Origin of the sequence: Arthrobacter koreensis, assembly GCF_035792275.1 — a bacterium.
In the GTDB taxonomy this organism is placed as follows: Bacteria; Actinomycetota; Actinomycetes; order Actinomycetales; family Micrococcaceae; genus Arthrobacter_B; species Arthrobacter_B koreensis_A.
The window spans coordinates 182265-204083 of sequence record NZ_JAMWKK010000001.1; the positions used below are offsets into that span (position 1 = coordinate 182265).

The following is a 21819-nucleotide window of genomic DNA, read 5'->3' on the forward strand; positions in this document are numbered from 1 at the left end:
TACACTCCTCAAGCCGCCGAGCGGCTGTCTTCGTCTGCCGGAATCACGGGATGATTCAGCACAATAATCTTGGGGACTGACTCCTGGGGCCAGCTCCGGCGGCCAGCAGGCACATGGTCGACTCCGCCGTCGTTCCAGGGATGGCAGCGAACCAGCCTCCGCGCGGCCAGCCAGGTCCCCTTTACCGCACCGTGCACGGTTACGGCCTCAAGGGCGTACGCCGAGCAGGATGGGAAGAACCTGCACACCGGCCCGTAGAGCGGGGAGACTACCTTGCGGTAGGCGATGAGGAAACCAATTAGGAGGTTTCTCGGCAGGTGCCAGAAAAAGAGCAGGACGGCCCGGAAAAAGGCAGCAACAACAGAGGCCTTCGCCGGATCACTTCCGGTGCGGCCCATGTTCTGCCCCTCCCTCATCTGTGTGGATCTTGCCGGGAAAGCTTGTTTAAACATGCAGAGAGGGCGCCCGCATAATCGGCGCTGATCTGCGCCCACGACGCTGACGCCGCCGGCGGCAGCGCTCTGACGACGATGTCCAACCCGGTGGGGTTTTCTGCCAGGCTCTGCGCTGCTGCTTCTCTCAGTCTTCTCTTAACGAGGTTGCGTGTCACGGCGTTCCCAACGGCCTTCGACACAATGAACCCGACGCGCGTGGGCGCGGCCGGGTTTGGCACTGCATATAAGACTACGTTCCGGCGCCCGCTTCGGGCACCGGAACGTACGGTATGGGAAAAATCCGCCGACGACCGTACCCGGTTCCTCGCGGCCAGCATTCAGGACGCCAGGGTGGTGGGACTGAGCTGCTGCTGCAGCATCGGCAAACCTAAGGCTGTTCTACGCCGACAGTTCGGTGCGGCCCTTGGAACGGCGTGCGGAAAGGATGGCACGGCCGGCACGGGTACGCATGCGAAGGCGGAAGCCGTGCTTCTTGGCACGACGGCGGTTATTCGGCTGAAAAGTCCGCTTGCTCACGGTGGTTACTCCAAGACAATATGCGCTGCGCCTGCTGCATCAAGGGGAAAGCACAAGCGGCGCTAAGTTTTCATGTGACTGACTACGCTCAACCCGGACCTGGACCCTGATTCCCAGAACCCTGATGGGCATGAATGAGTGCAGATAGCAGACACAAAGGACTACTCAACGTTAGGTGAGTCCCCGAATCCAGTCAAACCGGAGATCCACGGGGCTGTGGGCCTGCGGCCGTCAACACCTGTGGACAAGTGCCGCGGACGGCGTCCGGACGTGACATTGTGAGGGACATCCCAAGTCGCGCGGGGCCGCAGGAATCCAGCTACCGGCTGGGGAAATCTTGATCTAGGCTTGGCGCGGGGCGTTTTATCCACCGCTGTGTATAACTCTGTGGATGAGCCCTCCGGAATCCAGGCCTGGATCCCGGTTTCTTAGACCGCCCAAGCGGGCGTCACGAGAGGTTTTTGTGGGTACGGACGAAATCAACGATGTCGGCAGCTCCTGGCGGAAGGTCATCCGGACGCTGGAGTCCGATGACAGGGTCTCGCCCCGGCAGCGCGGATTCGTGGTCCTGGCCCAGGCGCAGGGCCTCATCGGTACCACTCTGCTGGTGGCTGTTCCCAATGAACTCACCCGCGAAGTCCTCCAGACCCAGCTGAAGAACATCCTCGACGAGGTCCTCAAGACCGTTTTCCAGGCCGACATCCAGTGCGCCTTTGTGATCGACGCCGACCTGACCCCCGTTGTACAGGCTGAACCGGAACCGGAACCGGAGGAACCCGCCCCCTCTCCAGTGCCCTCAGGCGAAAGCGCGCCGTCTCCCACTCCGCCGAGCACGTCACAGGAGTTCGGCCGGCTGAACCCCAAGTACGTTTTTGAGACCTTCGTCATCGGATCTTCCAACCGGTTCGCCCATGCCGCCGCAGTCGCCGTGGCCGAGGCTCCTGCCAAGGCCTACAACCCGCTCTTCATCTATGGCGACTCGGGACTGGGCAAGACCCACCTGCTTCACGCGATCGGGCACTATGCCCGTCATCTCTATACGGGCATCCGCGTCCGGTACGTGAACTCCGAGGAATTCACCAACGACTTCATCAACTCGATCCGGTACGACGAAGGCGCCAGCTTCAAGCAGCTCTACCGCAACGTAGACATTCTGCTGATTGATGACATCCAGTTCCTGGCCAACAAGGATGCGACCCAGGAAGAGTTCTTCCATACCTTCAATGCGCTGCACAACCACAACAAGCAGGTGGTCATCACGTCCGACCTGCCGCCCAAGCAGCTTTCGGGCTTCGAGGAACGCATGCGTTCCCGTTTTGAATGGGGCCTGCTGACGGACGTCCAGCCTCCGGAACTCGAAACCCGCATCGCCATTCTCCGCAAGAAGGCGATTGGAGACTCACTCAGCGCCCCGGACGATGTCCTGGAATACATCGCCTCCAAGATCTCCACCAATATCCGTGAACTCGAAGGCGCGCTCATCCGGGTAACCGCCTTCGCCAGCCTCAACCGCCAGCAGGTGGATGTAGGGCTGGCCGAGATTGTCCTCAAGGACCTCATTACCGACGACGGGGCCCAGGAGATCACAGCGGCTTCCATCCTGGGGCAGACGGCAGCCTACTTCCAGATCAGCCTCGAGGAGCTGTGCAGCAAATCCCGCACACGGACGCTGGTCACGGCCCGGCAGATCGCCATGTACCTCTGCCGGGAACTGACGGACATGTCCCTGCCGAAGATCGGCCAGGAACTCGGCGGCCGTGACCACACCACCGTTATCCACGCCGACCGGAAGATCCGCGAGCTTATGGCAGAACGCCGCGCGATCTACAACCAGGTCACCGAACTGACGAACCGGATCAAGCAGCAGCAGCGGGAAGCCTAGAAAATCCGCGCCAGTGCAGGGATGTAAGGGCCCCGAAGGGGCTCGAAATTAACAGATGTGGACAAGGGTGTGGATAACTCGGTGGACAACCCGGCTCAGCGTGCACTTCCCTGTGGATACGCGGAACGACAAAAAAGTTCCCAACACCCCGCCGCAGCGCGTAGGCTAACCATCCACAAGTTATCAACAGGCTTAAAACGCAGATCCGGGCCGCTGGGGCGAGTTGTCCACAGTATCCACAGGAGTTATTAACACTACGAATCTTAAGAATTTGGGTTCCACCAAATAACATCTGACCTTCTGCGCCAAACATCCGACCTTCCTTCCAGGAGAAAATCAGGGACGGCTCCGGGGGTGTCAGGGGTGTTAGGCAAACGCACAAAGCTTCGCCCGGTAGGTTCCCCGTGCAGGAAAAACCATGCTGGCGGTAAGCTGGCACAGAGTATTGTTGTGAGTCCCAGGCGGACAGCCCGGGCGGCACTGCCGCACGATTTGCTCCCTCACGTGTTCATGAAAGTTCAGTAGTACTGATAAGTACGTTGTGAAAGGCGGCACCCTGCAGTGAAGTTCAGAGTTGAGCGGGATGTCCTGGCCGAGGCGGTTACGTGGACAGCACGGTCCCTCTCCCCCCGCCCGCCGGTTCCAGTGCTTTCGGGCCTGCTGATCAAGGCCGAGTCAGGGTCGCTGAGCATCGCCAGCTTCGACTACGAGATTTCTGCCCGGCTTCAGATTCCCGCGGACATCTCCGAAGAAGGAACCATCCTCGTTTCCGGCCGGCTCCTGGCTGAGATCTGCCGCAGCCTGCCCTCCGCACCGGTGGACGTGGAAACCGATGGCTCCAAGGTCACACTGACCTGCCGGAACAGCCGCTTCAACCTCGCCACCATGCCGGTTTCCGAGTACCCCGAACTTCCAGCTCTTCCGGACGTCAGCGGCGTTGTTGACGGTGATGCCTTCGCCCAGGCCGTTTCCCAGGTGATCATCGCCGCGAGCCGTGACGATACCCTTCCGATCCTCACCGGTGTCCGCATGGAGATCGAAGACGATCTCATTACGTTCCTCGCCACCGACCGCTACCGGCTGGCGCTGCGGGAACTCCAGTGGAAGCCGGCTACCCCTGGAATTTCGACTTCCGCACTCGTCAAGGCAAAGACCCTGAACGAAGTGGCCAAGACCCTTGGCAGCGGCGGAGACCTGAACATTGCCCTGTCCGGCGACAGCGAACTGATCGGCTTCGAGAGCGGCGGCCGGCGGACGACGTCGCTGCTGGTGGACGGGGACTACCCCAAGATCCGTTCGCTTTTCCCCGAGAACACGCCGATTCATGCCACCGTGGAAACCCATGCGCTGGTGGAAGCTGTCCGGCGCGTATCACTTGTCGCCGAACGGAACACTCCTGTCCGGCTGGCCTTTACCGACGGCCAGGTGACCCTCGACGCCGGCACCGGTGAGGATGCGCAGGCCTCGGAAGCCCTCGAAGCTTCGCTGGTAGGCGACGAAATTACCGTTGCCTTCAACCCGCACTACCTCAGTGAAGGCCTCGGCGCCTTCCCGAGCAAGTATGTGCGCTTCTCTTTCACCACCCCGCCGAAGCCCGCTGTGATCTCCGCACAGGAAGAGCTCACCGGTGACGACCAGGAAGATTACCGGTACCTGCTGATGCCGGTCCGGCTGCCTAACCAGTAAGGCTTTCACCCGCGTTTCGAGAGCCTTTCCAGTCCATTCCGGTGGACCTGAACAGGAAGGAACCGAAATGCACATTGGCCTGATTGGACTGGGAAAGATGGGCCTGCCCATGCGGGAGCGCCTGCGGTCCAAAGGCATCCAGGTATCCGGCTTCGACCGGAATCCGGTGCTTTCAGACGCGGGTTCACTCACAGAACTGGCGGCACTGCTGACGGTTCCCCGGATTGTGTGGGTCATGGTTCCGAGCGGCAGCGCAACGTCGGCTGTGATTGCGGATCTTGCCGAGGTCCTCGGCGAGGGAGACCTCGTGATCGAAGGCGGCAACTCGCGCTACACCGATGACCGGGAACACGCCGAACGCCTTGCGGCGAAAGGGATCCGGTATCTGGACTGCGGTGTCTCGGGCGGAGTCTGGGGCCGGGAAAACGGCTACGGGCTAATGGTCGGCGGAGACGGAGCCGATGTCACCGAAGCAATGCCGGTCTTTGACGCGCTGCGCCCGGAGGGGGAACGCGCCGACGGGTTCGTTCATGCCGGCGCCATCGGTGCCGGCCATTACGCCAAAATGGTGCACAACGGAATCGAATACGGGCTCATGCAGGCCTATGCCGAGGGCTACGAGCTCCTCGAATCCCAGGAAATCATCGGCGACGTAGCCGGGATACTCCGTGCCTGGCAGAGCGGAACAGTCATCCGCTCCTGGCTGCTGGAACTCGCGGTCAGGGCGGTCAGGGACGATCCGGGGCTGAGCCGGGTGGCCGGATTCGTGGAGGACTCGGGCGAGGGCCGCTGGAGCGTGGAGGAAGCCCTGGCCGCCGAAGTTCCGGCTCCGGTGATTTCGGCAGCAGTTTTCGCCCGTTTCACGTCCCGGCAGGAAGAATCGTCGGCCATGAAACTGGTGGCGGCGCTGCGGGGACAGTTCGGAGGCCACGCGGTGCGTCAGGCAACCGGTTCGGAGGCCCCTGCCGGGCGGCCGCAGTCGCAGGCCGAGCAGGCGATGGGTGAAACAGGGGCTCCGGAGTGAGCGGCGGTAGGCTGGATGGGAAAGGCTGCCGGCGCTCGGCCCGCAGCACATGCACGGAGAGGAAGGCAGGCCCAGGTGGAGCAGCGTGTACGTTGATTACCTTTCCCTGACCGGTTTTCGAAGCTACAGCCAGCTGGACCTCAGCCTGACCCCGGGCGTCAGCGTTTTTGTCGGCCCCAACGGCACCGGCAAGACCAACATCGTTGAATCCATCGGCTATCTGGCTTCGCTCTCTTCCCACCGCGTCAGTTCCGATGCCCCGCTGGTGGCCTTCGATGCCGAGCAGGCCCTGGTGCGTGCCCGCATCGTCCGTGGCTCCCAGGCCACGGCACTGGAAGTGGAGATCAATCCGGGAAGAGCCAACCGTGCCCGGATCAACCGGGCCAACCCGGTCCGTGCCCGGGACATCTTGGGCATCTGCCGCACCGTGCTTTTCGCCCCTGAGGACCTTGCCCTGGTCAAAGGCGATCCGTCCGCGCGCCGCCGGTTCCTGGATGACCTGATCGTGTCCTTGGTTCCGCGGCACGCTGCCACCCGCGCGGACTACGAACGTGTTCTGAAACAGCGCAACGCCCTCCTGAAGTCCGCCCGCGTCAGCGGCCGGTTTACCTCCGCCCACGAGGCGACACTTGAGGTCTGGGACCATCACATGGCCGAGGCAGGAGCGCAGCTGGTTGCCGCCCGCCTGCAGGCACTGGACCGGCTGAGCCCGCACCTCCAGGGCGCCTACCGGGACCTCACCGACGGTTCCAAGGAAGCCCGCGGCCTTTACCGCTCCACACTGCTTGGGGACGTGGACGACGACGGCGCCTCCCCGGCGGGCGCGGATCCTGCCGAGCTGCTGGGGCTGACTCAGGAAGAACTGCGCGAACGGTTCCTGCAGGCCTTCGCCGCGAACCGGAAGCACGAAATCGACCGCGGAGTTTCGCTGGTAGGTCCGCACCGCGACGACGTCGAACTCTCGCTTGGCAAGGCACCGGCGAAGGGATATGCGTCCCACGGTGAGACCTGGTCGCTTGCACTGGCGATGCGCCTGGCCTCCTACTACCTGTTCCGGGAGGATGATCCGGAACCCGGATCAGGTCCCATCCTGATCCTGGATGATGTCTTTGCCGAACTCGATTCGGGACGCCGCGGACGGCTTGCTTCGATCGTGGCCGGAGCCGAGCAGGTACTGGTTACCGCAGCAGTGGGCGAGGACATTCCAGATGCCCTTGCCGGAGAACAGATACCGGTGGTTCCTGGAGGAATCCGTGCAGCCGCCGGCTGAGTCCCCGGGTCCGGAACTCCCCGGCCCCGAAGCAAATGATCTCCCCGATGCCGCCCAGGAGCAGCTGAACCGGATGCGCCAGGCAGCGCAGGCCCGCGGGAACCAGCGGGTACCGGCCGGCAGGCGGAAACAGGCCCGCAAGTCCGCGCCGTTCATTCCGGGGGAGTACACGGGACGTGACCCCCAGGGCCTGGGCAAGGTGTTCAGCCGCTTCGTTAACGAACGGGGCTGGAATTCGCCGGTAGCCGTGGGATCCGTCATTTCACGCTGGGAAGAACTGGTAGGCCCGGACGTCAGCGCACACTGCAAACCCGAGTCTTTCTCCGACAGCACGGTCCAGGTCCGCTGCGACTCCACCGCCTGGGCCACCCAGCTGCGCCTGCTGCGCTCGGCACTGATAGAGCGCTTCGACGCAGAACTTGGTCCCGGCGTCGTCACCCGAATCGAAGTTATTGGACCGGCGGCGCCAAACTGGCGCAAGGGCCTGCGCAGCGTCAAGGGGCGCGGCCCGCGGGACACCTACGGGTAGCTGACCGTGGGACGGGTGCGAAAAAAGTTGTTGAAAAAACACTGTTTTTGTGCTCGCGTTCACACGCCCTCCGTGCGGGTTTGCGGGCTGCAAACCCTGCAGGACGTATCCGGAGCCGTGGAAGTGCTTAAAAACCGCTCATAACCCGCTTTAGTGGCCGCTGGAGGGGTGTTTTGGCCAGCAAAGGTCCCCTTAGCACGGTAGAATTGGTAATAGAGGCGCCCTGTCCGCTGCAGGAGGGGTGCCAAATTCTGACCGACACAAGAGGAGTCGACAGCACCTGTGGCTAACGACAATGAGCTTGGCAACGAGCTAGACAACACGGAGCCCGTCCCCCAGGAAGACAGCGAGGCCCTGGCGCCGCACGAATACGGTGCCAACGAGATCACTGTCCTCGAAGGCCTGGAAGCTGTCCGCAAGCGCCCGGGTATGTACATCGGTTCCACCGGTCCCCGCGGTTTGCACCACCTGGTGTACGAAGTGGTGGACAACTCGGTTGACGAAGCACTCGCCGGATATTGTGACCGCATCGATGTGACGCTCCAGGCCGACGGCGGTGTCCGGGTCTCTGACAACGGCCGCGGCATCCCCGTGGACATGCACCCGACGGAAAACATGCCGACGGTCCAGGTTGTCATGACCATCCTGCATGCCGGCGGAAAGTTCGGCGGCGGCGGATATGCCGTCTCCGGCGGCCTGCACGGCGTCGGCATCTCCGTGGTCAACGCCCTCTCTGCCCGCGTCGAAACCGAGGTCAAGCGCCAGGGCTTCGTCTGGCACCAGTCCTTCGAGAACGGCGGCCACCCGGTGGGCAGCCTCCGCAAGGGTGAGGAAACGGAAGAAACCGGCACCACCCAGACGTTCTACCCGGACCCGGAAATCTTCGAAACCACCGAGTTCGACTTCGAGACCCTCCGTGCCCGATTCCAGCAGATGGCGTTCCTGAACAAGGGCCTGCGCATTGTCCTGACAGACGAGCGCGCTCTGGATGAGACTGCGGAGGAGATCGCTGACGACGCCACCGAGGACGACGACGCTCCCAAGCACCGCACCGTTGACTACATGTACGCCAACGGCCTGCTGGACTACGTCCACCACCTGAACAGCTCCAAAAAGGTGGAGGTCATCCACGACGACATCATTGCCTTCGAAACCGAAGACAATGACAAGAAGATGGCCGTGGAAATGGCCCTGCAGTGGACCACCGCGTACTCCGAGAGCGTCCACACCTACGCGAACACGATCAACACGCATGAAGGCGGCACGCACGAAGAAGGCTTCCGTGCAGCCATGACCTCGCTGATCAACCGGTACGCGCGCGAGAAGAACATCATCAAGGAAAAGGACGACAACCTCACGGGCGACGACATCCGTGAGGGCCTCACGGCCGTCATTTCCGTGAAGATCGCCGAACCGCAGTTCGAAGGCCAGACGAAGACCAAACTCGGCAACTCCGAGGTCAAGGGCTTCGTCCAGCGCGTCGTGACCGACCAGCTTGGTGACTGGCTCGAACGCAATCCCGGCCCGGCCCGCGACGTCATCCGCAAGTCCATCCAGGCCTCCCAGGCACGGCTCGCCGCCCGCAAGGCCCGCGAATCCACCCGGCGCAAGGGCCTGCTGGAATCCGGCGGCATGCCCGGCAAGCTGAAGGACTGCTCCTCCAAGGATCCCTCCAAGTCCGAAATCTACATTGTGGAGGGTGACTCGGCCGGCGGTTCCGCCGTGCGCGGCCGCAACCCGGAAACCCAGGCCATCCTGCCGCTGCGCGGCAAGATCCTGAACGTGGAGCGTGCCCGGCTGGACCGTGCCCTGTCCAACGCCGAAGTGCAGTCCATGATCACGGCCTTCGGCGCCGGTATCGGCGAGGACTTCGACGTGGAGAAGGCCCGGTACCACAAGATCGTGCTCATGGCAGATGCCGACGTCGACGGCCAGCACATCACCACGCTGCTGCTGACGCTGCTCTTCCGCTACATGCGTCCGCTGATCGAGCAGGGTTACGTGTACCTGGCGCAGCCCCCGCTCTACCGCATCAAGTGGTCCAACCACCCGCACGACTACGTCTACAGCGACCGTGAACGCGACGAAGTGGTAGCCCGCGGACTGGCGAACAACCAGCGCCTGCCCAAGGACAACGGCATCCAGCGCTACAAGGGCCTGGGCGAGATGGACTACACCGAGCTCTGGGACACCACCATGGACCCCGACCACCGCACACTGCTGCAGGTCACCATGGACGACGCCGCTTCCGCGGACCAGGTCTTCTCGGTACTCATGGGTGAGGACGTTGAATCCCGCCGCAACTTCATCCAGCAGAACGCCAAGGACGTCCGGTTCCTGGACATCTAGTGCCGCAGCTACCCGGACTTTTCAAGAACTTAGAACGGAACACAACCAATGAGTGATGAGACCCCGGAGGTCCCCGGCGGCGAACTCGAACCCGTCAGCGGGAACGTCCTCTCCGACCGCGTGGAGCAGATCGATCTGCAGACCGAAATGCAGCGCTCCTACCTGGACTACGCCATGGCGGTCATCGTCGGACGCGCCCTGCCGGACGTGCGTGACGGCCTGAAGCCTGTGCACCGCCGCGTGATCTACGCGATGTACGACGGCGGCTACCGCCCCGACCGGTCCTTCAACAAGTGCGCCCGCGTGGTCGGCGAAGTCATGGGCCAGTACCACCCGCACGGCGACTCGGCGATCTACGACGCCCTGGTCCGCCTGATCCAGGACTGGGTCATGCGCGCGCCGCTGGCCCTGGGACAGGGCAACTTCGGCTCACCGGGCAACGACGGCGCTGCGGCACCGCGTTACACCGAGACGAAGATGGCCCCGCTGGCCATGGAAATGGTCCGCGACATCGACGAGGAAACCGTCGATTTCATGGACAACTACGACGGCCGAAACCAGGAACCGACCATCCTGCCGGCACGGTTCCCGAACCTGCTGGTGAACGGTTCCTCAGGCATCGCCGTCGGCATGGCCACCAACATCCCCCCGCACAACCTGCGCGAAGTCGCCGACGGCGTGCAGTGGTACCTGGAGCACCCGGAGGCTTCCAACGAGGAGCTGCTCGAGGAGCTGATCAAGCGGGTCAAGGGTCCTGACTTCCCCACCGGCGCCACCATCCTGGGCCACAAGGGCATTGAGGACGCTTACCGCACCGGCCGCGGCTCCATCACCATGCGCGCCGTGGTCAACGTGGAGGAAATCCAGAACCGCACCTGCCTGGTCGTTACCGAGCTGCCCTATATGGCCAACCCGGACAATCTGGCCATCAAGATCGCCGAACTGGTCAAGGACGGCAAAATCACCGGCATCGCCGACATGCGCGATGAAACCTCCGGCCGCACCGGCCAGCGCCTGGTGATCGTGCTCAAGCGCGACGCCGTCGCGAAGGTGGTGCTGAACAACCTCTACAAGCACACCCAGCTGCAGGACAATTTCGGCGCCAACATGCTGGCAATTGTCGACGGCGTGCCGCGTACCCTGAGCCTGGACGCCTTCATCCGCCACTGGGTCACCCACCAGCTCGAGGTCATCGTCCGGCGTACCCGCTACCGGCTGCGCAAGGCCGAGGAAGTCGCACACATCCTGCGCGGCCTGCTCAAGGCACTGGACGCACTGGATGAGGTCATCGCCCTGATCCGCCGGTCCAGCACCGTGGATGAAGCCCGCACCGGCCTGATGCAGCTGCTGGACATCGACGAACTGCAGTCCCAGGCCATCCTGGACATGCAGCTGCGCCGCCTGGCTGCCCTGGAACGGCAGAAGATCCAGGATCAGCACGCCAAGCTGGAAATCGAGATCGCCGAATACAACGCCATCCTGGCCTCCGAGGAGCGCCAGCGCGGCATTGTCAGCGAAGAGCTGGCCGAGATCGTGGACAAGCACGGGGACGAGCGCCGCACCAAGGTCCTGATGGGCTACGACGGCGACATGAGCATGGAAGACCTGATCCCCGAAGAGGAAATGGTCGTCACCATCACCCGGGGCGGCTACGTCAAGCGCACCCGCAGCGACAACTACCGGGCACAGCACCGCGGCGGCAAGGGCATCCGCGGAGCACAGCTGCGCGGAGACGACGTCGTGGAACACTTCTTCGTGACCACCACGCACCACTGGCTGCTGTTCTTCACGAACCTGGGCCGCGTCTACCGTGCCAAGGCCTACGAACTGGCCGAAGGCGGGCGCGACGCAAAGGGCCAGCACGTAGCGAACCTCCTGGCCTTCCAGCCCGGAGAACACATTGCCCAGGTCCTGGACCTGCCCGACTACGAGGCTGCTCCGTACCTGGTGCTTGCCACCAAGCGCGGCCTGGTCAAGAAGACGCAGCTGCAGGACTACGACACCAACCGCTCTGCAGGCGTGATCGCGATCAACCTGCGCGAAGGCGACGAAGTGGTCTCAGCCCAGCTGGTCAGCGAAACCGATGACCTGATGCTGGTTTCCCGCAAGGGCCAGTCTCTGAGGTTCACCGCCACCGACGAGGCACTGCGTCCCATGGGCCGCGCCACCTCGGGCGTGACGGGCATGAAGTTCCGCGAGGATGACGAGCTGCTTGCAGCCGACGTCGTCACCGAAGATTCCTATGTGTTCATCGTCACTGAGGGCGGCTATGCCAAGCGCACCAGCGTTGATGAATACCGGGTCCAGGGACGCGGCGGACTGGGCATCAAGGTGGGCAAGTACAACGAGGACCGCGGCCACCTGGTGGGCGCAATGGTCGTCCAGGAAGAGGACGAAGTCCTGGTGGTCATGCAGGGCGGCAAGGTTGTGCGCTCCGCGGTCTCCGGCGTCCCCGCCAAGGGCCGCGACACCATGGGCGTCATTTTCGCCAAGCCGGACAAGAACGACCGCATTATTGCGGTGGCCCGGAACTCCGAGCGTGACCTCGCCGTGGATACGGACGAGGACGAGGCAGCTGCCGACGGCGAGTCTGTGGAGGTATCTGTGGATGAAGTACCGTTGTCTACAGACGAAACGGCTGGGCGCGACGCGCAGTCTGCTGAAGATGGAGGTAGCGAGTGAGCTCGACCAACTCTAACGCCAGGTCCGGCGGCGGTCCGCGGGTGAAAACCCCGGCACGGCCCGCCCAGCGGCCTGGGACGGGTCAGAGCGCGCCAGGCAGCAACCGGCAGCCGCTGGTGAAGCCGGCACCCAAGGCGAAGGCCCGGAAGGCCCGCCTGCTGGTGAGCAAGATCGACCCCTGGTCGGTCCTGAAGATGTCCTTCCTGCTCTCTGTTGCCCTCGGAGTGGTCACGGTGGTGGCCGCGATCGTGCTGTGGACGGTCCTGGACCTCACCGGCATCTTCGACCGCGTCAACGACCTGCTGGGCGAAATTGCCGGCTCCGAGTCCGGTGGCTTCGACCTGCGTGAGTTTGCCTCGCTGGGACAGGTCGTCTCCTTCGCGACGATCATCGCCGTCGTCAACGTCCTGCTTCTGACCGCACTGTCGATGCTCTCGGCCGTGCTTTACAACATCGCCTCCACCCTGGTGGGCGGCATCGGCGTCACCCTCACCGACGACTAAGAACAGTTTCCTCCCGTCGCGGGCCTCTGGCCCGCGCCGGGAAAAGGAACCCGATTTGGGGAACTGGCCGGCGGTACGGTAGAGTCTTATCTCGGCCCGGTGAGGTATCGGGGCGTATAGCTCAGGCGGTTAGAGCGCTTCGCTGATAACGAAGAGGTCCCAGGTTCAAGTCCTGGTACGCCCACGGAAGACCATGAAAATGGTCGACCACAACGGCAAGGAGACACTGTGAAGAAGTTGTTTGCAATTGCAGCAGCCGCAGCAGCAGGAGTCTTCGCTTTCCGGAAATGGCAGGAAACCGCCGCGGAGAAATCCGTCTGGAAGGCCTCAACCGACAAGGTTGAGTAGCTCCACCAAGGAACGGCCGGTTTGACCACCCTCACAGGTGGGATATACTGGTGAAGTTCCAAATTCGGGGGCATGGCGCAATTGGTAGCGCACCTGCTTTGCAAGCAGGGGGTTCGGGGTTCGAGTCCCCGTGCCTCCACCGAAAAGAAAGTCCCGGCCACTGCGGCCGGGACTTTCTGCTTTAACGTCTGCCCGGGCTGCCGCTGCCGGACTCCGACGGCGACATAAAGAAGGCGCGACGGCGCGGGTGCCTCCGGGGCACGGACACAGGCCATAACCTCAGGGAATGACCTTTTTCCTCGCCGTCGTAGGCGTGCTGGGTGTCTCGGCGTCCGGACCCATCATGGCTGCCACTGCGGCGCCGGCCCTCGCCATCGCGTTCTGGCGCAACGCGCTGGGGGCGATCATCATGGGCGTCCCAGCCGGGCTGCGGGGGAAAGACCAGTTCCGCAGCCTGAACCGTACTGAACTGCGCTGGACGGCCCTGGCTTCCCTGGCCCTTGCCCTGCACTTTGCCTGTTTCATCACCGCCCTGCAGCTGACCTCCGTTGCAGTGGCAACCGCCCTTGTCTGCCTGCAGGCCGGATGGATCGCCCTTTTCGACGTCTTCCGCGGCAGGCGCGTAGCGGCGCAGACCCTCGCCGGGCTGGTGCTTGCCTTCGCGGGCGTACTGGTGATCACGGGATTCGACGTAGCGCTCTCCCCGGATGCTCTGCTGGGAGACGTCCTGGCGGTCGCCGGCGGGGCCCTGGCAGGCCTGTACACCATTGCAGGAGGCAAAGCCCGCAGAACCATGTCCACGGGGACCTACACCACGCTCTGCTACGGGTCCTGTGCCCTGATCCTGGCGCTCCTGTGCCTGGTTTTCCAGCAGCCGGTCATCGGGTTCCCGCCCGCTGCGTGGGCCGGCATCCTGGGAGTCACCGTCATGGCCCAGCTGCTGGGCCATACGGTCTTCAACCACCTGCTGGCGGTCATCAGCCCGCTGGTTGTCTCAATGATCATTCTTCTTGAAATCCCCGGCGCGGCCATCCTTGCTGCGGTCTTCCTCGGGGAGGAACTGCCGGGCGGAACATACGCCGGACTGGCAGTGATCCTCGTGGGGCTCGCCGTCGTACTCCTTGGCCAGGCCCGGAAGAAGGAGGCTGTGCCGCCGGCCTCCGGCGAGGATCCCCTGCCTCCGGCGCCTCCCGCGTTAGGCGGGGATGTTGAGCGATGAACCCGGGTGGGACCCAAGGACGCTGGGGTGTTAAAGACAAAGGGACCGGATGCCCTGCGGCATCCGGTCCCTGAGCGCTTATCCGGCGGTGTGCCGGAGCCGCTTACTTCTGCGGCTTGTCAGCCTTCGTGTCTGCGTGGGCGCCGCCGGACTTCGTAGCGGCTGCTTCCTGCGTCTTCTTCACGGCTTCGCCGGCCTTGTCGGATGCCTTGGCAGTGCTGGAAGCAGCGGCTTCCTTCACGTTCTGTGCGGCGTCCTTGGCCTTCTGTGCGGCAGTGGCTGCCGTGTCCTTGGCCTGCTCAACGGGGGTTTCCGCTGCCTTTGCGGCAGGCTTGGATTCAGCGGCAGGCTTGGCATCCGCAGCCGGGGCGGCAGTTGCTGCCGGAGCGGGAGCGGGGACCGGGACGGAAGGTTTCGGCTGGGCCGGGGCCGGCGTCTTCCAGGGATCCTCTACCGGACGCGAGGCACGCCAGGCAGCGACACCTGCCACCACTGCGGAGGCGATGATGCCGAAGATGAGCCAGCCCTTGCCGCCGTTCTTGCTCTTGCGGGCTTCCTTCGCAGCCTTGGCGGCGGCCTTCTGGGCCCGCTTCAGTGCCTTCTTGTTTCCGGTTGCCTTGGCAACAGCCGTCTGGACCGGAACGGCGGCGGTGCCCAGCTGGCGGGACACTGAATCCGCTGCATCCCCGATTCGGGTAGACAGGGTGGGGATGTAGCTGTCCACGACCTTGTCCTTGGCATGGGTCAGGGCAGGAGTCGCCTTGTCCAGAGTGGTCTGGATCTTCGGGGCAGCGTCGTCAACAACCTGGCTGATCCTGGGGCCGACTTTCTGCAGACCATCCTGGAGCCGCGGCGTCACAACAGCAACGCCCTGAGCGATCTCGTCTGCTGCGCGCTTGAGTCCGTCCTGGATCTTCGGAGAAGCGGTCTCGATTCCCTTTTCAATGCGGGGAACGGCCCATCCGACGGCGGCCTCTACTTTGGGGGTTGCCCAGTCACGCGCCGTTTCCACGCCTGCGGTGACATTCGCTTCGAAGTCACGGGCAATGCGGTCCTTCTTGTTCAAAACTACCTCCCAGGATAGTGACGGTTCAGCCTTAGCCTACGTGTAATGCCGGTTCTGTGCTATCAGAGGCCGCCCGGCCGCGGGATTTTCACTGTGCGCTGAACAGGGCGTTTTCCAGCCGCCTGTAAGGCCGCCGTGGAAGAATGAGCCTTATGACTGCTATTCCTACCGCAAAAGCAACCGTCCACACGACCAAGGGCGATATCCGGATCAACCTCTTTGGCAACCACGCGCCGAAGACGGTCCGGAACTTCGTCGGCCTGGCAACCGGAGAGATCGAATGGACTGATCCGGCCACCGGCGAGAAGACCAGCCGTCCGCTCTACGACGGAACCATCTTCCACCGCATCATCAAGGACTTCATGATCCAGGGCGGCGATCCCCTGGGCCGCGGCACGGGCGGGCCGGGCTACCAGTTCGACGACGAGATCAGCCCCGATCTCGACTTCACCGAGCCGTACAAGCTGGCCATGGCCAACGCCGGTATCCAGATGGGCCGCGGAACCAACGGCTCGCAATTCTTCATCACTTCCGTGCCCACCACCTGGCTGCAGGGCAAGCACACCATCTTCGGTGAAGTGGCCGACGACGAGTCCAAGGCCATCGTTGACGCGCTGAACGCTGTTCCGACCGATATGCGGGATAAGCCGACCGAAGACGTTGTCATCAACAGCATCACCATCGAGCAGCTCTAGCCGCTCCGCCGGTACCCCGGCCGGCCATGCCGGCCGGGGCACGCCTCTCTAGAACTTCCTGGAGCAAACACACCATGTCCTATGGAGTACCCGCCGAAACCCCGGCACACGAAGTACCCGTCTGTCCGCGGCACCCTGACAGGGTGAGCTACATCAGGTGCCAGCGCTGCGGCAGGGCCGCCTGCCCTGAGTGCCAGCACACGGCGCCCGTGGGGATCCAGTGTGTGGACTGTTACCGGGAAAGCCGCAGCCAGGCTCCTGCCTACCGGACCAGGTACGGCGGTGCAGTCCGCGCGGGGAAACCCATAGTGACGATTACGCTGATGGTGCTCTGCGGCGTGGCCTATGCGCTCCAGTGGCTGGTACCCGGGTTCACGGAGCTGCTGTGGTTCGCGCCCATCTATGCCCAGGTTGAACCGTGGCGGATGGTGACCGCAGCGTTCCTCCACTCCCCCGGCTTCATCTTCCACATAGCTTTCAACCTTTATGCGCTCTGGCTGCTGGGACGGTCCCTTGAACCGCTGCTGGGCAGGGTGCGCTTTATTCTTCTCTATCTGGTCTCTGCGCTGGGCGGATCAATAGGTGTCCTGATCCTCGCGCCGGCCTTCCAGGCTGTCGTCGGTGCGTCCGGCGCCATCTTCGGGCTCTTCGGCGCACTCTTTGTCATCCAACGGCAGCGCGGCGGGGACGTCAAGGCCCTGCTGATCCTTATCGGCATCAACCTGGTGCTCGGCTTCGTCTACCCCGCTATTTCCTGGCAGGCACATCTTGGAGGTCTGCTGACGGGTGCAGCCTGCGGAGCCGTTCTGGCCTACGCTCCCAAGGGGCCGCGCCGTTCCCTGGTCCAGTTTGGCGGGCTCGCAGCCATTGCCCTGGTACTGGTGGCACTGGGCTTTTTCTGGACGCCGAGCTTCTAGCCCAGCCTGTTTTGCGAAGGGCCCCGCTGCAGCCGTAGCGGGGCCCTTCGCATGTCCTCTGCTGGCGCCTTCAGCCGGAGGTCCTTTCCACAGATCACTGAGGGCTTATCCACAGAGATACCCACATTGTTAATAACTTACAGAGGTGTAACTCCTGGCATCTGGAGGGAACAGTGCGCTGCCTGCTGCTGTCCGAGGCCGGTTAGCGTGGCCTATCCACAGGACCAGGCCAAAGTTGTGCACAGCCGGTGGGTAACTCGTGTGGAAAGTTATCCAGTGTCAGCTCTGAGTTACACACATGTAATTCCACAGCTGTGGATAACTTGGATCCCTTTGTTTGCAGGGGACTACTGATCGGTAGCCACAGAGATACCCACAGATGTGGATAACTATCTGCACACGGTGGGTATAACCATGAGCGTGTTCCCGCCACGTTGTCCCCAGCTTTTCCACTGCCTTCTGTGGATAACTATGGAACGGAAGTGACCTTGGGGACAGCCGGGAGTGGAGCGTCACACACATAGCTATCCACCCCTGTGGATAACTATGTGTGGAGAACTGCTCCGCCTGTGGGTATCCCTGTTTAAAACCAAAACTCCCTGGACGCAACGTGCATCCAGGGAGTTTCCGGCGTCCTGAGCCGGACGGCTACCGCCAGCGCGTGGTCATCAGGAAGCCCACGATTGCTACACCGAAGCCCACCAGGATATTGCCGGCACCCAGGGCGGGTACGGGGTAGACACCTTCAGAGATGTAGAAGACGATGATCCAGATCAGGCCGATGAGCATCAGTCCGAACATCACGGGCTTGTACCAGACGGGGTTTGGCTTGGGCTCTGCCTTCCCCTTTGCAGGCGTAGCCGCTGGTGCTGCGGGGGCCTTCTTGCGGGACTTTGACTCGGGCACGGATCCTCCTAGCGGAACCGGCTCAATCGAGGCCGGCATGGATATGGTCTGCGGGGCCCCCTCCGCTCGCCCGCCCGGGCCCGCGGATATATCCTGACGGGTAAACGCAGCGGGCGGACGGTGGTGGAAAGCCCTCTTCTCCAATCGTAGCGAATGAGTGCCGGGGACGTGCCCGGATTCACAGCAGGCCCATATAGAGGACCGGGGGACGGTGTGGAGGGATCGGCCAGACAGGCTGGGAACACAGAGGCCGCGGGACGGCGGCCGAACCCGGCTGAACCGGGTCGGCGCGGCCGGGGCGAGCCGCGGAAACGGGGAAAAGGAGCCCTCGCCGTCCAAGTTGCCGGAGAACTGCTGATCACCCTGGGCCTCGTCATGGTCCTGTTTGTGGTCTGGGAACTCTGGTGGACGAACATTGAGGCCGACCGCAGGCAGGAGGCAGCCATGGAAGAACTCTTCTCGGGTTTCGACCCCGCTCCTGCGCAGCCTGAAACCGCGGAGCAGGAGCCGTTCGGGGACCCCTCATCGCTTCCCCCTCCCGAAGCCGAGGGCACAACGTTCGCGGCCATCTACATCCCGCGGTTCGGCGCCGAACACGCCCGGCCGGTGACCGAAGGCGTAGGCCCGGAGGTCCTCGACAGCCTGGGACTGGGACACTACCCCGAGACTGCCATGCCCGGGGAGGTGGGCAATTTCGCCCTGGCCGGGCACCGGCAGACCCACGGGCAGGTGCTGGACGCCGTCGACACCCTGGTGCCGGGAGACCGGATATATGTTCAGACAGAGCAGGGTTTTTACACCTACGTCTACCGCAACAGCCAGATAGTGCTTCCGGACCGAGTGGATGTCCTGGCTCCGGTGCCCGCCCAACCCGGTGTCATACCGGAGGAGAGGATCCTCACCCTGACCACGTGCAACCCCCGGTTCGGCTCCGAAGAACGCTTCATCTCCTATGCGGTACTCGGCTCCTGGCGGCCCGCCTCAGCCGGCCCGCCTGAAGAAATTGCGGCACTCGTAACCCGGCGCGCCGGAGGACAGGGATAAAATGTACGCTTGGATATTCCGGCACCTCCCCGGTCCGCTGTGGCTCCGAATCATTACTGCCCTTGTGCTGGCCGCCGGAGTGGTGCTGGTCCTCATGACCTATGTATTCCCATGGTTCTCGGAATTCAGCTTCCTGGCGCCCCTTACGGATTCAACGATTGGCGGTTCTGAAACACAATGAGCACCAGCATCCTTGTAGTCGACAACTACGACAGCTTTGTCTACACCCTGGTCGGCTACCTGCAGGAACTTGGCGCCCAAACGACAGTCATCCGCAATGATGACGTGAGCCTTGAGGAAGCCAGGGAACTCGCTGCTGCCCGGGACGGGGTCCTGGTATCCCCCGGACCCGGCGCGCCAGCCGAAGCGGGTGTCTGCATCGACCTGATCCGGTGGTGCGGGGACAACGGAAAACCCATGCTGGGAATCTGCCTGGGCCACCAGGCACTGGCCGAGGCCTTCGGCGGTACGGTCACCCACGCCCCGGAACTCATGCACGGAAAAACTTCGGAAGTCCAGCACGAGTCCACTGACGTTTTCGCCGGCCTGCCCAGCCCGCTGACTGCCACGCGCTACCACTCCCTGGCGGCGGTTGCCGAAACGGTTCCCGCCGAGCTGGAAGTGACGGCGCGCACGCAGAGCGGCATCATCATGGGACTGCGGCACCGCACCGCTCCCCTGTCAGGAGTCCAGTTCCATCCGGAATCGGTGCTCACCGAGGGCGGCTACCAAATGCTCGGCAACTGGCTGGAAGGCCTCGGTCTCACCGGCGCCGCAGCCCGGGCAGCCACGCTGAGTCCCCTGATCAGTTCCCGGGCCTAGGCGCGCGAAGCCAGGCGTTAGTCTCCGCCCCTCCGGTTGCCCGGTGCGGTCGGTGATGCGGAGGAACTCGGAGAGGCCGACGGCGATGGCTCAGGTGCCTTCGCGACGGTCAGCGTGATGGTGCTTCCCTGAGGCACGTCGCTTCCCGCGGGAGCACTTTGTCCAGTGACTGTCCCGGGCTCCACCACGCTGTTTTCGACTTCCTCCACGGCTGCTTCCAGTCCGTAGGAAGGATCGGCGAGGAAAGCCTTAGCCTCGTCGGCCGTCATGTCCACAAGATTGGGAACGGCAACCTTCCCGGTGGAAAGCACCAGATCCACGGTGCTGCCCACCTGTACGGAGGTACCTACGCCGGGTTTGGTTTCCAGGACCCTGCCCTCCGGAACGGTGGGGCTGTTAGCCGTGGCGGTGTCCCCGCCCTGCAGGCCAAGCAGCCGCAGTGTATCCCGCGCCTGGGCTTCGCTCATTCCGGCCAGCGTATCGGGGATCTGGACTGCCGAGGGACCCTGCGAGATGAACAGCGTTATATCGCTGTCCAGGTTCACCGTGCTGCCTGCATCCGGTTCAGTACCTATGGCCAGGCCTGATTCCACTGTGTCCGAGTACTGGGGTTCCGTAACGGGGGCGCGGAAGCCTTGTTCAAGCAGGGCGTTGATCGCTTCCGTCTGCGTCATGTTCTCGACGTCCGGAATGCTGGCCGTTGCCGGCGGCGGAGGCGGCTGGTTCGCCAGGTTGTAGGCGAACACGCCGCCGGCTGCGAGGAGGAGCCCGATGGCTGCGAACAGGGTAATCATCCAGGCCCGGCGGCGTCCACGCCGCTCGTCATGCCGGCTCCGGGCGTCCTCATAGGAGGGCGGAGGAGCATCATCAAGGTCATCGGCTGACATGCTCGTCAGCGGCCCGCCCTCAAGGACTCGTGCCATTGCACGGGTCTGCGGTTCGTCGTCCGGAATCGGAGCAGAGGCGGCCGGGGAATGGGGCACTGCCTGCGTTGCTGCAGTCGGATACGGATCCGGGGTGCCGCTGCGCGCTGCGATGAGGGCATCCCTGAACTCGTGGGCGCTCTGGAACCGTTCCTTCCGGTCCTTGGCCAGGGCGTGCTCAAGGACGGAATCAAGCGCGGCGGAAACCTCCGGATTGAAGCTGCTTGCCTTGGGCGGGGCTTCACGCACGTGCTGGTAGGCGACCGAAACCGGGCTGTCCCCGACGAACGGAGGCCGCCCGGCGAGCATTTCGAAAAGCAGGCAGGCAGCGGAGTATAGATCGCTGCGTGCATCCACGGTCTCGCCGCGTGCCTGCTCGGGGGAAAGATACTGCGCTGTTCCGATCACGGCCTGGGTCTGGGTCATGGTCGCAGCGGAATCGGCAATGGCCCGGGCAATGCCGAAATCCATCACCTTCACGTGGCCGTCGTGAGTGACCATGACGTTCGCGGGTTTGATGTCGCGGTGGACGATGCCTGAACGGTGGCTGTACTCCAGGGCCGCCAGCACACCGAGGGTGTAGTTAACCGCTTCGTCGATGCTGATGTCCCCGGACTTGATCAGATCACGCAGGGTCCGCCCGGACACGTACTCCATGACGATGAACGGAAGACGGGCATCGTCCGGGGACCCGCTGGCCGGTGCCTGGTCGCCCGTGTCATAGACGGAGACAATCGATGAGTGGTTCAGACCGGCTACGGCCTGTGCTTCCCGGCGGAACCGTGACTGGAACAGCGGATCGCGCGCCAGATCAGGGCGCAGCACCTTGATGGCCACGGCGCGGCCCAGGCGGGAATCACGGCCGAGGTACACGTCGGCCATGCCGCCCCGGCCGATGAGTTCACCCACCTCATAGCGGCCGTCAAGGATCCGGTCGGTGTTCAGCGTTGGGTGTCCTTTCAGGAAGTCAGCACTCATGGCAA

At 63.4% G+C, this 21819-nt stretch carries 21 protein-coding genes and 2 tRNA genes; 17 read left to right on the top strand and 6 right to left on the bottom strand.

Annotated elements, in window-relative coordinates:
* Positions 1 to 8 precede the first annotated feature (8 nt).
* From yidD to rpmH, 3 genes are all read right to left on the bottom strand, one after another.
* Positions 9 to 398: a membrane protein insertion efficiency factor YidD gene (gene yidD, locus NGB94_RS00855; protein WP_325788380.1), complete on the bottom strand. Its 390-nt coding sequence runs from the start codon at positions 396 to 398 to the stop codon at positions 9 to 11.
* 14 nt (positions 399 to 412) lie between these two features.
* Positions 413 to 772 carry a ribonuclease P protein component gene (gene rnpA, locus NGB94_RS00860; RefSeq protein WP_325788382.1) on the bottom strand — a complete coding sequence of 120 codons (360 nt, stop codon included), beginning with the start codon at positions 770 to 772 and terminating at the stop codon, positions 413 to 415.
* Positions 773 to 833: 61 nt separating this feature from the next.
* Positions 834 to 971: a 50S ribosomal protein L34 gene (gene rpmH / locus NGB94_RS00865; RefSeq protein ID WP_055854070.1), complete on the bottom strand. Its 138-nt coding sequence runs from the start codon at positions 969 to 971 to the stop codon at positions 834 to 836.
* A gap of 463 nt (positions 972 to 1434) precedes the next feature.
* Between rpmH and dnaA the strand changes: the two genes are divergently transcribed.
* From dnaA to NGB94_RS00925, 12 genes are all read left to right on the top strand, one after another.
* Entirely contained in the window at positions 1435 to 2853 is a 1419-nt protein-coding gene (gene dnaA, locus NGB94_RS00870) for a chromosomal replication initiator protein DnaA (RefSeq protein WP_325788384.1), read from the top strand.
* 561 nt (positions 2854 to 3414) lie between these two features.
* Positions 3415 to 4539 carry a DNA polymerase III subunit beta gene (dnaN, locus tag NGB94_RS00875; RefSeq protein WP_325788385.1) on the top strand — a complete coding sequence of 375 codons (1125 nt, stop codon included), beginning with the start codon at positions 3415 to 3417 and terminating at the stop codon, positions 4537 to 4539.
* Between the two features lie 67 nt (positions 4540 to 4606).
* A complete protein-coding gene (gnd, locus tag NGB94_RS00880; protein WP_325788386.1) occupies positions 4607 to 5563 on the top strand; it encodes a phosphogluconate dehydrogenase (NAD(+)-dependent, decarboxylating) in 957 nt (318 codons plus the stop codon).
* Positions 5564 to 5648: 85 nt separating this feature from the next.
* The gene (gene recF / locus NGB94_RS00885) at positions 5649 to 6833 is read left to right on the top strand and encodes a DNA replication/repair protein RecF (RefSeq protein WP_325788387.1); all 1185 of its coding nucleotides are present in this window, start codon (positions 5649 to 5651) and stop codon (positions 6831 to 6833) included.
* Entirely contained in the window at positions 6817 to 7362 is a 546-nt protein-coding gene (locus tag NGB94_RS00890) for a DUF721 domain-containing protein (RefSeq protein WP_325788388.1), read from the top strand. The genes recF and NGB94_RS00890 overlap by 17 nt, the downstream gene beginning before the upstream one ends.
* Positions 7363 to 7644: 282 nt before the next feature.
* Positions 7645 to 9711 carry a DNA topoisomerase (ATP-hydrolyzing) subunit B gene (gyrB, locus tag NGB94_RS00895; protein WP_418910585.1) on the top strand — a complete coding sequence of 689 codons (2067 nt, stop codon included), beginning with the start codon at positions 7645 to 7647 and terminating at the stop codon, positions 9709 to 9711.
* A 48-nt stretch (positions 9712 to 9759) separates the two neighbouring features.
* Positions 9760 to 12393, top strand: a complete 2634-nt coding sequence (gyrA, locus tag NGB94_RS00900) for a DNA gyrase subunit A (RefSeq protein ID WP_325788389.1) — start codon at positions 9760 to 9762, stop codon at positions 12391 to 12393.
* Entirely contained in the window at positions 12390 to 12896 is a 507-nt protein-coding gene (locus NGB94_RS00905; RefSeq protein WP_325788390.1) for a DUF3566 domain-containing protein, read from the top strand. Before gyrA ends, NGB94_RS00905 begins: the two co-directional genes overlap by 4 nt.
* 110 nt (positions 12897 to 13006) lie before the next feature.
* Positions 13007 to 13080: transfer RNA gene (locus tag NGB94_RS00910), tRNA-Ile, on the top strand.
* 44 nt (positions 13081 to 13124) lie between these two features.
* Positions 13125 to 13244, top strand: a complete 120-nt coding sequence (locus NGB94_RS00915; RefSeq protein WP_325788391.1) for a DLW-39 family protein — start codon at positions 13125 to 13127, stop codon at positions 13242 to 13244.
* A gap of 66 nt (positions 13245 to 13310) precedes the next feature.
* Positions 13311 to 13383, top strand: a tRNA-Ala gene (locus NGB94_RS00920).
* 147 nt (positions 13384 to 13530) lie between these two features.
* The gene (locus NGB94_RS00925) at positions 13531 to 14463 is read left to right on the top strand and encodes a DMT family transporter (protein WP_325788393.1); all 933 of its coding nucleotides are present in this window, start codon (positions 13531 to 13533) and stop codon (positions 14461 to 14463) included.
* A 103-nt stretch (positions 14464 to 14566) separates the two neighbouring features.
* Here NGB94_RS00925 and NGB94_RS00930 read toward each other — a convergent pair whose 3' ends face one another.
* Positions 14567 to 15529: a hypothetical protein gene (locus NGB94_RS00930; RefSeq protein WP_325788395.1), complete on the bottom strand. Its 963-nt coding sequence runs from the start codon at positions 15527 to 15529 to the stop codon at positions 14567 to 14569.
* A gap of 152 nt (positions 15530 to 15681) precedes the next feature.
* Here NGB94_RS00930 and NGB94_RS00935 point away from each other — a divergent pair, with 152 nt between their 5' ends.
* Both NGB94_RS00935 and NGB94_RS00940 read left to right on the top strand, forming a co-directional pair.
* Entirely contained in the window at positions 15682 to 16224 is a 543-nt protein-coding gene (locus NGB94_RS00935) for a peptidylprolyl isomerase (RefSeq protein WP_325788397.1), read from the top strand.
* A 308-nt stretch (positions 16225 to 16532) separates the two neighbouring features.
* Positions 16533 to 17141 carry a rhomboid family intramembrane serine protease gene (locus NGB94_RS00940; protein ID WP_325788398.1) on the top strand — a complete coding sequence of 203 codons (609 nt, stop codon included), beginning with the start codon at positions 16533 to 16535 and terminating at the stop codon, positions 17139 to 17141.
* 648 nt (positions 17142 to 17789) lie between these two features.
* Here NGB94_RS00940 and NGB94_RS00945 read toward each other — a convergent pair.
* The gene (locus tag NGB94_RS00945; protein WP_325788399.1) at positions 17790 to 18047 is read right to left on the bottom strand and encodes a cell division protein CrgA; all 258 of its coding nucleotides are present in this window, start codon (positions 18045 to 18047) and stop codon (positions 17790 to 17792) included.
* A 375-nt stretch (positions 18048 to 18422) separates the two neighbouring features.
* On the opposite strand from NGB94_RS00945, the gene NGB94_RS00950 reads away from it, so the two are divergent.
* The 3 genes from NGB94_RS00950 to NGB94_RS00960 are packed head-to-tail and all read left to right on the top strand — an operon-like array spanning position 18423 to position 19913.
* Positions 18423 to 19091, top strand: coding sequence for a class E sortase (locus NGB94_RS00950; protein ID WP_418910586.1), 669 nt, complete (start codon positions 18423 to 18425; stop codon positions 19089 to 19091).
* Position 19092: 1 nt separating this feature from the next.
* Positions 19093 to 19272 (top strand): hypothetical protein, encoded by a 180-nt coding sequence (locus NGB94_RS00955; RefSeq protein WP_325788401.1) that lies wholly within the window; start codon positions 19093 to 19095, stop codon positions 19270 to 19272.
* Positions 19269 to 19913, top strand: coding sequence for an aminodeoxychorismate/anthranilate synthase component II (locus NGB94_RS00960; RefSeq protein ID WP_325788402.1), 645 nt, complete (start codon positions 19269 to 19271; stop codon positions 19911 to 19913). The genes NGB94_RS00955 and NGB94_RS00960 overlap by 4 nt, the downstream gene beginning before the upstream one ends.
* Positions 19914 to 19930: 17 nt before the next feature.
* On the opposite strand, the gene pknB is transcribed toward NGB94_RS00960, so the two are convergent.
* Positions 19931 to 21814, bottom strand: a complete 1884-nt coding sequence (gene pknB / locus NGB94_RS00965; protein ID WP_325788404.1) for a Stk1 family PASTA domain-containing Ser/Thr kinase — start codon at positions 21812 to 21814, stop codon at positions 19931 to 19933.
* Positions 21815 to 21819: the final 5 nt, after the last annotated feature.

What these genes read in the sequence shown, in the direction of transcription:
- yidD (WP_325788380.1), bottom strand. Translation starts at nt 398, where the DNA reads ATGGGCCGCACCGGAAGTGATCCGGCGAAGGCCTCTGTTGTTGCTGCC.
- rnpA (WP_325788382.1), bottom strand. Translation starts at nt 772, where the DNA reads ATGCTGGCCGCGAGGAACCGGGTACGGTCGTCGGCGGATTTTTCCCAT.
- gnd (WP_325788386.1), top strand. Translation starts at nt 4,607, where the DNA reads ATGCACATTGGCCTGATTGGACTGGGAAAGATGGGCCTGCCCATGCGG.
- gyrA (WP_325788389.1), top strand. Translation starts at nt 9,760, where the DNA reads ATGAGTGATGAGACCCCGGAGGTCCCCGGCGGCGAACTCGAACCCGTC.
- NGB94_RS00925 (WP_325788393.1), top strand. Translation starts at nt 13,531, where the DNA reads ATGACCTTTTTCCTCGCCGTCGTAGGCGTGCTGGGTGTCTCGGCGTCC.
- NGB94_RS00935 (WP_325788397.1), top strand. Translation starts at nt 15,682, where the DNA reads ATGACTGCTATTCCTACCGCAAAAGCAACCGTCCACACGACCAAGGGC.
- NGB94_RS00950 (WP_418910586.1), top strand. Translation starts at nt 18,423, where the DNA reads ATGGTCCTGTTTGTGGTCTGGGAACTCTGGTGGACGAACATTGAGGCC.
- NGB94_RS00955 (WP_325788401.1), top strand. Translation starts at nt 19,093, where the DNA reads ATGTACGCTTGGATATTCCGGCACCTCCCCGGTCCGCTGTGGCTCCGA.
- NGB94_RS00960 (WP_325788402.1), top strand. Translation starts at nt 19,269, where the DNA reads ATGAGCACCAGCATCCTTGTAGTCGACAACTACGACAGCTTTGTCTAC.
- pknB (WP_325788404.1), bottom strand. Translation starts at nt 21,814, where the DNA reads ATGAGTGCTGACTTCCTGAAAGGACACCCAACGCTGAACACCGACCGG.